The organism is Micrococcus sp. NPDC078436, assembly GCF_040702705.1.
Lineage (GTDB): Bacteria > Actinomycetota > Actinomycetes > Actinomycetales > Micrococcaceae > Micrococcus.
This window is the reverse complement of the sequence record NZ_JBFBLX010000019.1, coordinates 39,309-50,372: the sequence shown is the minus strand read 5'-3', so window position 1 is coordinate 50,372 and position 11,064 is coordinate 39,309. Positions and strand designations below refer to the sequence as shown.

Sequence of the window (11,064 nt, the reverse complement as noted above, 5' to 3'; positions counted from 1 at the left end):
CGTGGTTGGAGTACTACAACACTGAGCGGGGTCACGCCGCGCTCGGAGGACACCCGCCCATGAACCGGGTGCCACCAACCTCATGACCGGGTACATCTAGGCGCGGGGCCCGGGGCCGGGCCCGGGTGCTGTGACTTTCCGGCCCACGGCGGACACAATGAGGACCGTGAGCGACGAGAACACGACCTTCATCCCCTCCCTGACCATCATCGGCGGCGGCCCCGGCGGCTACGAGGCGGCCATGGTGGCCGCCAAGCTCGGTGCCCGGGTCACCGTCATCGAGCGCCAGGGCATGGGGGGCTCCGCCGTCCTCACGGACGTGGTCCCGTCCAAGACCCTGATCGCCACGGCCGAGTCCATGCGCCGCGTGATGTCCGCCAAGGACCTCGGCGTGGACCTCGGCGGCGGCGAGCCCCGCGCGGACATGCTCGACGTGGACCGCCGCATCCTGGCCCTCGCCGGGGAGCAGTCCCGGGACATCGAGGCCGCCCTCACGGCGCTCGGCGTCCGCGTCATCCACGGCACGTCGCGCGTCGTCGGTCCCCACGAGGTGGAGGTGCGCCCCGAGGACGAGGCCGAGGGTGCCGACCGCGAGGTGATCACCTCGGATGCGATCCTCGTGGCCGTGGGCGCGAGCCCCCGCGAGCTGCCCACCGCCCTCCCGGACGGCGAGCGCATCTTCAACTGGAAGCAGCTGTACGCGCTGCAGGAGCTGCCCGAGCACCTCATCGTGGTGGGCTCGGGCGTGACCGGCGCCGAGTTCGCCTCCGCGTACGACCGACTCGGCGCGGAGGTCACCCTGGTCTCCTCCCGTGACCGCGTGCTCCCCGGCGAGGACGCCGACGCCGCCGAGCTGCTCGAGCACGTGTTCCACGAGAACGGCCTGAACGTGGTGGGCCGCTCCCGCGCCGAGGCCGTCGAGCGCACGGAGACCGGCGTGCGCGTGCACCTCTCCGGCGAGGGCGCTGTGGACACCCCCGTGCTCGAGGGCTCGCACTGCCTCGTGGCCGTGGGCGGCGTCCCCAACACCGCGGGCCTGGGCCTGAAGGAGGTCGGCGTGGAGCTGACCGAGTCCGGCCACGTCAAGGTCGACGGAGTCTCCCGCACCACGGTGCCCAGCATCTACGCCGCGGGCGACTGCACCGGTGCTCTCGCCCTCGCCTCGGTGGCCGCCATGCAGGGGCGCATCGCCGTCGCGCACCTGCTGGGCGACGCCCTCAAGCCGCTGCGCCCGCACCTGCTGGCCTCCAACATCTTCACCTCCCCCGAGATCGCCACGGTGGGCGTCACCCAGGAGCAGGTGGACACCGGCAAGTACCAGGCGGACGTGCTGCGCCTGGACTTCGCGACCAATCCCCGCGCCAAGATGCAGGGCGTGAAGGAGGGCTTCGTGAAGATCTTCGCCCGCCAGGGCTCGGGCACCGTGATCGGCGGCGTGGTGGTGGCCCCGCGGGCCTCCGACCTCATCTACCCGCTCGCGCTCGCCGTGACCCATAAGCTCCACGTGGACGACCTCGCGGACACCTTCACCGTGTACCCCTCCATGTCCGGTTCCATCGCGGAGGCGGCGCGCCGCCTGCACGTGCGCCTGTGAGCTGAGCGGTCCTCCACCTCCACCCCCACCCCCACCTCCACCCCCGCCTCCACCTCCGCCTCCACCTCCACCTCCACCCAGAGTGGTCACAACACGCCGCGTCGCCTTTCCGCAGGCGGCGTGTCGTGACCACTCCGGGCCAGGGCAGGTCGGGCCGGGCCGGGACAGGTCGGGCTGGGCCACTCCGGGTCGGGACAGGTCGGGCCGGGCCGGGACAGGTCGGGCCTCCACCGACGACGGCGGCCGGTCACCTTCACGCTGGAAGGTGACCGGCCGCCGTCGTCTCCGGGAGGGGTGCTGGCTCAGCGGGCCGCGCGGCGCTCCCGAGCGGAGGAGACGGTGTCCAGGTCCGCGTGCCGCGTCTCGGGGGAGAGGGCCAGGGCGACCATCGTGATCAGCGACGCCGCGGCGAGGTAGTAGCCGACGTACGAGACGTCGAACTTCTGCACCAGCCAGGCCGCCACGAACGGCGTGAGGGCCGCGCCGAGGATCGAGGACACGTTGTACGCGATGCCCGAGCCCGTGTAGCGCGTGTTCGTGGGGAACAGCTCGGGCAGGACGGCGGACATGGGGCCGAAGGTCAGGCCCATGAGCGTCATGCCGACCGCGAGGAACGCGACCATGAGCGGGACGTTCACCTCGGCGCCGGTGCCCATCGTGGCCGGGGCCAGCCAGAGGCCGAAGCTCAGGCCGAACAGGATCATGAGGCCGGAGACCGTCAGGAGGGTGGGCTTGCGGCCGAAGCGGTCCGCCAGCCAGCCGGACACCGGGATGAACGCCGCGAAGAACACGATGCCGATCAGCTGCAGCACGAGGAACTCGGAGTACGGGATCCCGAGCATGCCGTTCTCCCGCTTGCCGATCGCGTAGGAGAGGATCCACGTGGTCATGAGGTAGAAGAGCACGTACGTGGCGTACATGACGAAGGTGCCGAGGATCAGCTCCCACCAGTTCCGGCGGAAGACCTCGCCGACGGGGGCCTTGACGCGCTGGTCGTTGTCCAGGGCGCGCTGGAAGACCGGCGTCTCCTCGAGGCGGACGCGCACGTACATGCCCACGGCCACCATGGCGATCGAGAGCAGGAACGGCATGCGCCACACCCACGTGAGGAAGGCGCCGTCCATGTCCGGGTTGGTGGAGTCGTGGTCGAAGCCGAGCACGAGCAGCAGGTACAGGCCGTTGGCCAGGAAGAAGCCGATCGGGGCGCCGAGCTGCGGCCACATGGCCGCCTGCGCGCGCTTGCCCTCCTTCGCGTACTCGGTGGCCAGCAGGGCCGCGCCGGACCACTCGCCGCCCAGGCCGAGGCCCTGGGTGAAGCGCAGGATGGTGAGCATGGCCGGCGCCCACAGGCCCACCTGGTAGTACGTGGGCAGCAGGCCGATGAGGAACGTGGCGATGCCCATGGTCAGCAGGGAGCCGATGAGCGTGACCTTGCGGCCCATGCGGTCGCCGAAGTGGCCGAACAGCACCGAGCCGATCGGGCGGGCCACGAACGCCGCGCCGAAGGTGGCCATGGAGGCCAGGAGCGCGGCGCCGTCATCGCCCTTCGCGAAGAAGATCAGCGGGAACACCGAGACGGCGGCCGTGGCGTAGACGTAGAAGTCGTAGAACTCGATCGAGGTGCCGATGAGCGAGGCCACGACCACGCGCGAGCGGGGCACGGGCGTCTCGTCGGGGGCGGCTGCCGCGGGGGCGACGGCGGCCGGTGCACCGGCGCCGGCGCCGGCGGGGCCGGCGGGTGTGCCGGCAGACGCGGCGGGGCCCGAGGGCGGAGTGGAGTGGGACATGAGAGCTCCGAGGGACGGACGGTCACCGAGGGTCGGATGGCCCACGATGTGAGATGGAATGTCCGCTAGTATAGGAGTGGCGCGCTGACGTGCCCTCACGCTGGCTGCACCTGTCCACCATGCGGACGGCTCGGCCACTGGGAATCGTGCGCCGACGCCTGCGGACGCGACGGCGCCTCGGCCAGGTGTCCGGTCCGGCGCCTCGGCCAGGGGTCCGGCGCGGAGGGATGGACCGACGCGTCGCTGTGCCCGGCGACCAGGTGGTGTGTCCCCGAAATGACATGGTCTATCCGGTATAGCCCATGGCAATTGCCGGACGGCCACCCTGGTCCGCCACAGGAGAGCCCTTCCCCGCGGGGAGCGTGGCCGCGCCCGGACGCGGACTCAGCCTTCGTCGTCGATGGTGGCGAGCACGTCGCCGGCCTTGACCGTCTCGCCGGCTTTCACGCTCAACCCGGAGACCACGCCCGCGCGGTGCGCCGTGAGGGGCTGCTCCATCTTCATGGCCTCCATGACCACGATGAGATCGCCCTCGGCCACGGCCTGCCCGTTCTCCGCCGCCACCTTCACCACCGTGCCCTGCATGGGCGCGGTCAGCGCGTTGGTGCTGGGCGCCGTGGCCGCACCGGCGCGGGCTCCGCGGGGCCGACGTCGGCCCGCGCCGGCGCGCTGCGCGGCGCCCTGCACGGAGTGCATCGCGGCCGCGAACGTGGGCAGCGTGACGTCCACGCGCTTGCCGTTGACCTCCACCGTGACGGTGTGGCGGGCCTCCGGCGCGGCGGGGTCGGCGGGCGTCTGGCCGTAGGGCTCCAGGAGCGCGGCGAACTCGGTCTCGATCCAGCGGGTGTGGACCGAGAACGGTTCCTCGGAGCCGGCGAGCTCGGGCGCGAACGCCGGGTCCTTCACCACGGCCCGGTGGAACGGCAGCACCGAGGGCATCCCCGCGATCTCCGCCTCGCCGAGCGCACGGGCGGCCCGCTGGAGGGCCTGGCGGCGGGTGGCGCCAGTGACGATCAGCTTGGCGACCATCGAGTCGAACGCCCCGGAGACGGTCTCGCCCTCCAGCACGCCGGTGTCCACGCGCACGCCGGGGCCCGAGGGCAGGCGGAACGTGGTGAGGCGGCCGGGGGCGGGCAGGAAGCCGCGGCCCGGGTCTTCGCCGTTGAGGCGGAACTCGATCGAGTGGCCGCGCACCTCGGGATCGGTGTAGCCGAGGGCCTCACCGCGGGCGAGGCGGAACTGCTCCCGCACGAGGTCGATGCCCGTGACCTCCTCGGACACGGGGTGCTCCACCTGCAGGCGCGTGTTCACCTCGAGGAAGGACAGGGTGCCGTCCTGGCCCACGAGGAACTCGCACGTGCCCGCGCCCACGTAGCCGGCCTCCTTGAGCAGCGCCTTGGAGGACTCGACGAGGCGGCGGTTCTGCTCGTCTGTGAGGAACGGCGCGGGCGCCTCCTCCACGAGCTTCTGGTTGCGGCGCTGCAGCGAGCAGTCACGCGTGGAGACCACCACGACGTCGCCGTGCACGTCCGCGAGGCACTGCGTCTCCACGTGGCGCGGCTTGTCCAGGAAGCGCTCCACGAAGCACTCGCCGCGGCCGAACGCCGAGACCGCCTCGCGCACCGCGGACTCGTAGAGCTCGGGGATCTCCTCGCGCTCGCGGGCCACCTTGATGCCGCGGCCGCCGCCACCGTACGCGGCCTTGATGGCCACGGGCAGGCCGTGCTCGTCCGCGAACGCGAGCACCTCGGCCGTGCCTGTGGCGGGGGAGGTGGTGCCGGGGGCGAGCGGGGCGCCGACCCTCGTGGCCAGCCGGCGCGCGGAGACCTTGTCCCCGAGGGCATCGATGGCCGCCGGCGGCGGGCCGATCCACACGAGGCCGGCCGCCTCGACGGCGCGCGCGAAGCCGGCGTTCTCCGAGAGGAAGCCGTAGCCGGGGTGCACGGCGTCGGCGCCGGAGCGCTCAGCGGCGTCCAGGATCTTCTCCACGAGCAGGTAGGAGTCGGCCGCGGTCTCCCCGCCGATGGCCACGGCCTCGTCGGCGAGCTTGACGTGGAGGGCGTCGCGGTCCGGCTCGGCGTAGACGGCCACCGAGGTGAGGCCCTCGTCCTGGCATGCGCGGATGACGCGGACGGCGATCTCCCCGCGGTTGGCGATCAGCACGCGGGAGAACGGCCGCGGAGTCCCGGCGTCGGTGGCGAGGGGGGCCTGGGGCGCGTCGGCGGTGCTCATGGGCTTCGGGGACTCCTCGGGGAAGACGGCGGAGGCAGCGGCACGGGCTGCCGCTGTTCATCAGCACCCTACTGTGGGTGGGGGAACCCTCACAGCAACCCGGCTCGGATCCGCCGGATCAGCGCCTGGTGTTGGAGGAAACCCACAATTCCGTGAAGGGGACGCCGAGGTGTTCGCACGCACCGCGCAGCCACGAGACCGAGAGGCCGATGACGGCGTTGGGGTCGCCGTCGACGCCCGCGATCAGCGCGGCCCCCGCCCCGTCGATGGTGAACGCGCCCGCGCAGAAGAGCGGCTCGCCCGTGGCCACGTAGGCGGCGAGGGTGGCCTCGTCCGCCGCGGCGAAGCGGACGCCGGCGGAGACGACCCCCGCGACGGCGGGAGAGCCGGACGCGGAGGCTGAGGGCATCACCAGCCCGAGCCAGTGACCGGAGTGCAGCGTCCCGGCTCGGCCAGCCTGGCCCCGCCAGCGCTCGAGTGCGACGTCGGGTTCGTAGGGCTTGCCGTAGGCGCGGCCCTCGAACTCGAACACGGAGTCGCAGCCGAGCACGAGGGTGGGCACCGCGACGCCGTCGGCCGCCACGCGGGCGGCCACGTCCCGGCCCTTCGCCTCGGCGAGCAGCCCCGCGAGCTCGGCGGGGGAGGCGTCGGGGTGCTCGGCGCCCACGGCGTCCTCGTCCACGTTCGAGACCACGACGCGGAACCCCACCCGGGCGCGCGTGAGGATCTCCGCGCGCCCGGGCGAGGCCGAGCCGAGCACCAGCTCGACCGCCGCCGTCACGCCAGCGCGTCCCGGAGGGTGTCCAGGCCCATCGAGCCGAGCTTCAGCGCCCGCGTGTGGAACGCGCGGAGGTCGAAGTCGGCGCCCTCGCGCTCCTCGTGCTCGGCGCGGATCTGCTCCCAGATGCGCTGGCCCACCTTGTAGGCGGGCGCCTGGCCCGGCCAGCCGAGGTAGCGCGTGAACTCGAAGCGGCGCTGGCCCTCGGAGATGTTCAGGTGCTTGGCCAGGAACGCGTAGCCGCGCTCCGGGTCCCACGCGCCGCCGCCCTCGGACTCGGGCATCTCGAAGCCGCAGTGGTAGCCGATGTCGAACACCACGCGGGCGGCGCGCATGCGCTGCATGTCCAGCATGCCGAGGTGGTCGCCCGGATCGTCGAGGAAGCCGAGCTCCTCCATGAGCTTCTCCGCGTAGAGCGCCCAGCCCTCGCCGTGGCCGGAGGTCCAGCAGAAGCTGCGGCGCCACAGGTTGAGGTTCGCGCGGTTCATCATGGCGGTGGCGACCTGCAGGTGATGGCCGGGCACGCCCTCGTGGTAGACCGTGGTGGTCTCGGCCCACGTGGTGAACTCGTCCTCGCCGGCGGGCACGGACCACCACATGCGGCCCGGGCGGGAGAAGTCGTCCGAGGGGCCGGTGTAGTAGATGCCGCCCTCCTGCGTGGGGGCGATCATGCACTCGAGGCGGTCCATGGGAGCCGGGATCTCGAAGTGCTCCTTCATGGCCGCGACGGCCTCGTCGGAGAGGCGCTGCATCCAGGCCCGGAGCGCGTCGGTGCCCTTGAGGGCGCGCTCGGGATCGGCGTCGAGGACGGCGCGGGCCTCCTCAATCGTGGCGCCGGGCTTGATCCTCTCGGCGTCCGCCTCCTGCGCGGCGATCAGGCGCGCGAGCTCCTGCTGGCCCCAGCGGTAGGTCTCCTCGAGATCGATCTCCGCGCCGAGGAACACGCGCGAGGCGAGGCGGTAGTGCTCGATCCCGACGGCGTCGGCCTCCGGCGCGTGCGGGCGCAGCTCGGACTCGAGGGCGTCCGCGAAGTCGCGGTAGGCCTGCGCACCGGCCTCGGCGCCGGAGCGGATCCGCTCGGCGAGCGCGGCGTCGACGACGTCGGCCTCCTGCGCGCGGGCGGTCAGGCCCGGGAAGAACCCGTCCCCGGTGCCGTGCGCGCGGGCCTGCTCGATGACGATGTCGATCTGGCGCTGTGCGGCCACGTGGCCCGAGTCCTTCGAGGCGATCAGCGACGCCGTGTACCCCGCGAGCGCGGCCGGCAGGTTCTCGAGGCGGCCGGCGATGTGCTCCCAGTGCTCGGCGGTGTCCGTGGGCATGAGGTCGAACACGGCCCGGATGCCCTGCGCGGGGGACGCGATGTTGTTCAGCTCGGTGCGGCCGGTCGCGTGGATCTCCCGCTCGAGGCCGATGCGCTCCTGCATGGCGGCCTTGGTGACGCGGTCGGTCTCGTCGGCCGGCTCGAGCGCTTCGAGGTCCGCGAGGAGGCGGGCGTTGAGCTCGTCGTCGGCGCGGGCGCCTGCGGGGGAGAAGTCCGAGTACTCGGACTCGTGGCCCGCGAAGCCGAGCTCCGTGGCGGTGTCCGGGTGCAGGGCGAGGTAGTCGGTGACGTACTGCTCGGCCAGGGCGTCGATCGCGGAGGGCGTGCGGGCGCCGCCCTCGCTCAGAGAGGTGTTCTGGGTCATACCCGGAACTCTAGGCCGTGCGTTTTCGTGCGCGAAACGGGAGCTCACGTCCCCCTCCCGTTCACGACGCCGGTCGGGTCAGGAGGGGCCCGCCGAGCGGCGCCACTGGTCCTTGCCGGGACGGGCCCACAGCCCGAGGTCGTCGCGGCGGCGCAGCGTGCGGTCCAGCCGCGGCGGTCGCGGCCGAGCCTGCACGGCCTGCGCCTCCTCCGCCCGCAGGTGCGCAAGCACCGCGGTCAGGGCCGCCATCTCCTCCGGGTCCAGCTCGGCGCCGGAGAGACGCACGGCGTCGGCGGCGTCGCCGGCCTGCTCTCCACCGGCCTGGCCCGTGCCCCGGACCTCCTCGTCGCGCGCGCTCACAGCGGCATGTTCCCGTGCTTCTTGGCGGGCCGCGACTCGCGCTTGTGGTGCGTGGCGCGCAGGGCACGCACCAGCTGGGCACGCGTCTGGTGCGGGGCGACGACGGCGTCCACGTAGCCCAGCTCCGCGGCCTGGTACGGGTTCAGCAGCTCGGCCTCGTAGTCGGCCACGATCTGGGCGCGCCGCTCCTCCACGTCCCCGCCGGCCTTCTCGACCTCGGCGAGCTCGCGGCGGTACAGGATGTTGACGGCGCCCTGCGGCCCCATCACGCCGATCTGGGCGCTGGGCCAGGCCAGGTTGAGGTCCGCGCCGAGCTTCTTGGAGCCCATGACGATGTACGCGCCGCCGAACGCCTTGCGCGTGATCACCGTCAGCTTGGGCACGGTGGCCTCGGCGTAGGCGTAGATCAGCTTCGCGCCGCGGCGGATGATGCCCTGGAACTCCTGGTCGGTGCCGGGCAGGAACCCGGGCACGTCCACGAGGGTGACCACGGGCAGGTTGAACGCGTCGCAGAACCGCACGAACCGCGCCGCCTTCTCCGAGGCCGCGATGTCCAGCGTGCCGGCGAACTGCATCGGCTGGTTGGCCACCACGCCCACGCTCATCCCGTCGAGCCTCGCCAGCGCCGTGATCACGTTGGGGGCGTAGAGCTCCTGCAGCTGCAGCACGTGGCCGTCGTCCACGATCGCCCCGATCACCTGGAGCATGTCGTACGGCTGGTTGGCCGAGTCGGGGATCAGCGTGTCCAGGCCGTGGTCCTCGTCCGTCGGCTCGAGGTCCACGGGCTGGTCCAGCGGCGCCTCGGCCAGGTTGTTGGAGGGCAGGAACTCGAGCAGCTCCTGCACGTACGCGATCGCGTCCTCCTCCGACGTCGCCATGTAGTGCGCCGTGCCGGAGACCGCGTTGTGCGAGCGCGCGCCGCCGAGCGTCTCCATGTCCACGTCCTCGCCCGTGACGGTCTTGATCACGTCCGGGCCGGTGATGAACATGTGGGAGGTCTGGTCCACCATCACCACGACGTCGGTCAGCGCCGGCGAGTACGCCGCGCCGCCCGCGGACGGCCCCATGATCAGGGAGATCTGCGGGACCATGCCGGAGGCCAGCACGTTGTTCCGGAAGATGTCCGCGAACTGGGCGAGCGAGGCGACGCCCTCCTGGATGCGCGCGCCGCCGCCGTCGAGGATGCCGATCACGGGGCAGCCGTTGCGCGCCGCGAACTCCTGGACCTTCACGATCTTCTGGCCGTTACGCTCGGAGAGCGAGCCGCCGAACACCGTGAAGTCCTGCGCGTACACGGCCACCTGGCGGCCGTCCACGGTGCCGAAGCCGCTCACGACGCCGTCGCCGGCCGGGTGCTTGGCGTCCATGCCGAACGCGGTGGTGCGGTGCACGGCCAGCGCGTCGAGCTCCACGAACGAGCCCTCGTCCAGGAGCATCTCGATCCGCTCACGGGCGGTGTGCTTGCCCCGGCCGTGCTGACGCTCGACGGCGGCCGTGCCGCCGGGCGCGTCCGTCGCCTCGAGGCGGCGATGCAGGTCCGCGAGACGGCCGGCGGTGGTGGTCAGATCGGGATCGGACACGCGAGCTCCTGGGCTGATGGGCGGCCCGGGCGGGGCCCTGTCGAGCGGCCAGTCTACGGGGGAGGGCCCGGGGCCCCGACAGGAGGATTCCTCCAACGCCCGCCGGATCGGCTCGTGCGCCCCGCCCGCACGGCGGCGGACCGGTGGGCGTGTATATGTAGGGATCATGCAGGAACACGTCCCCGCGGCTCCCTCCCCAGCCGCCTCCGCCGCCCCCGCCCCGCCGCTGACGTGGCTCGAGTCCGTCGGCTCCACGCAGGACGACCTCCTGGCCCGCCTCGACCGGGAGGGCCACCGGCACGGCGCCGCCGTCGCCACCGCGGACCAGACCGCCGGCCGCGGCCGCCACACCCGCGTGTGGAGCACCCCGCCCGGCACCGCGCTCGCCCTCTCGGTCCATCTGCGGCCCGAGCCCGCCGGCGTCCCGCTCGCGCCCGTGCACCTCAGCTGGCTCTCTCTCGTGGCCGCCGCGACGATCGCCGAGCGCCTCGGAACCCGCGGCGTGGCCGCCCACGTGAAGTGGCCCAACGACGTGCTCGCCCCGGACGGGCGCAAGCTGTGCGGCGTGCTCGGCTCGGTGTCCCTCGCCGCGGACGGCAAGGGCCCCGGCGTGGTCGTGGGGATGGGCGTGAACCTGGACCACCGCGGCGCCGCCCCCGTGCCCACCGCCACCGACCTCGCGGAGTGGGCCGACGCCGGCCAGGTGCCCGAGCCGCGCGTGCTCGCCGAGGAGCTGCGCGACGCCGTGGTGGCCGCCGTGGACCGCTTCGCCGCCGCCGTGGCCGGCGAGGCCGAGCCCGTGGACGGGGATCACCCGGCCGTCGCCCCCGTGCTGCGCCGGCTCAGCACGGTGGGCCGTGAGATCCGGGCCGAGCTGCCCGGCGGGGACACCCTCGAGGGGACGGCCGTGGGCCTCGGACGCGGGGGGACGCTCCTGGTCAGGCCGCTCGCAGGGTCGCGTGAGACACTGCCCGCAGAGATCAGCGCGGGCGACGTCGTCCATCTGCGCGGCGACGTGCTGCGCGGACGCTGAGCCCGTGCCCCGGCG

Annotated in this window: 8 protein-coding genes; 2 read left to right on the top strand and 6 right to left on the bottom strand. The window is 73.1% G+C overall.

Annotated features, from left to right (window positions below):
• Positions 1-157 precede the first annotated feature (157 nt).
• Complete coding sequence (locus AB0302_RS10495) at positions 158-1,594, top strand: NAD(P)H-quinone dehydrogenase (RefSeq protein ID WP_366371934.1); 1,437 nt, start codon at positions 158-160, stop codon at positions 1,592-1,594.
• Between the two features lie 302 nt (positions 1,595-1,896).
• Here the strand turns inward: AB0302_RS10495 and AB0302_RS10490 are convergent, their stop codons facing one another.
• The 6 genes from AB0302_RS10490 to AB0302_RS10465 form a co-directional block, all read right to left on the bottom strand.
• Positions 1,897-3,381: an MFS transporter gene (locus AB0302_RS10490; RefSeq protein ID WP_366371932.1), complete on the bottom strand. Its 1,485-nt coding sequence runs from the start codon at positions 3,379-3,381 to the stop codon at positions 1,897-1,899.
• 384 nt (positions 3,382-3,765) lie between these two features.
• Positions 3,766-5,613, bottom strand: coding sequence for a biotin carboxylase N-terminal domain-containing protein (locus tag AB0302_RS10485; RefSeq protein WP_366371930.1), 1,848 nt, complete (start codon positions 5,611-5,613; stop codon positions 3,766-3,768).
• A gap of 118 nt (positions 5,614-5,731) precedes the next feature.
• Positions 5,732-6,394, bottom strand: a complete 663-nt coding sequence (locus tag AB0302_RS10480) for a nucleoside triphosphate pyrophosphatase (RefSeq protein ID WP_366371928.1) — start codon at positions 6,392-6,394, stop codon at positions 5,732-5,734.
• On the bottom strand, positions 6,391-8,076 hold the full coding sequence (locus AB0302_RS10475; protein WP_366371926.1) for a DUF885 domain-containing protein: 1,686 nt from the start codon (positions 8,074-8,076) through the stop codon (positions 6,391-6,393). The genes AB0302_RS10480 and AB0302_RS10475 overlap by 4 nt, the downstream gene beginning before the upstream one ends.
• Positions 8,077-8,154: 78 nt before the next feature.
• Positions 8,155-8,436, bottom strand: a complete 282-nt coding sequence (locus AB0302_RS10470) for an acyl-CoA carboxylase epsilon subunit (protein WP_248118132.1) — start codon at positions 8,434-8,436, stop codon at positions 8,155-8,157.
• Positions 8,433-10,016: an acyl-CoA carboxylase subunit beta gene (locus tag AB0302_RS10465; RefSeq protein WP_366371923.1), complete on the bottom strand. Its 1,584-nt coding sequence runs from the start codon at positions 10,014-10,016 to the stop codon at positions 8,433-8,435. The genes AB0302_RS10470 and AB0302_RS10465 overlap by 4 nt, the downstream gene beginning before the upstream one ends.
• Positions 10,017-10,182: 166 nt before the next feature.
• On the opposite strand from AB0302_RS10465, the gene AB0302_RS10460 reads away from it, so the two are divergent.
• Complete coding sequence (locus tag AB0302_RS10460; protein WP_248118135.1) at positions 10,183-11,049, top strand: biotin--[acetyl-CoA-carboxylase] ligase; 867 nt, start codon at positions 10,183-10,185, stop codon at positions 11,047-11,049.
• Positions 11,050-11,064 lie beyond the last annotated feature (15 nt).

Excerpts from the sequence above, each read along its gene's own strand:
- AB0302_RS10485 (WP_366371930.1), bottom strand. The coding sequence starts at position 5,613 with ATGAGCACCGCCGACGCGCCCCAGGCCCCCCTCGCCACCGACGCCGGG.
- AB0302_RS10460 (WP_248118135.1), top strand. The coding sequence starts at position 10,183 with ATGCAGGAACACGTCCCCGCGGCTCCCTCCCCAGCCGCCTCCGCCGCC.
- AB0302_RS10475 (WP_366371926.1), bottom strand. The coding sequence starts at position 8,076 with ATGACCCAGAACACCTCTCTGAGCGAGGGCGGCGCCCGCACGCCCTCC.
- AB0302_RS10495 (WP_366371934.1), top strand. The coding sequence starts at position 158 with ATGAGGACCGTGAGCGACGAGAACACGACCTTCATCCCCTCCCTGACC.
- AB0302_RS10490 (WP_366371932.1), bottom strand. The coding sequence starts at position 3,381 with ATGTCCCACTCCACTCCGCCCTCGGGCCCCGCCGCGTCTGCCGGCACA.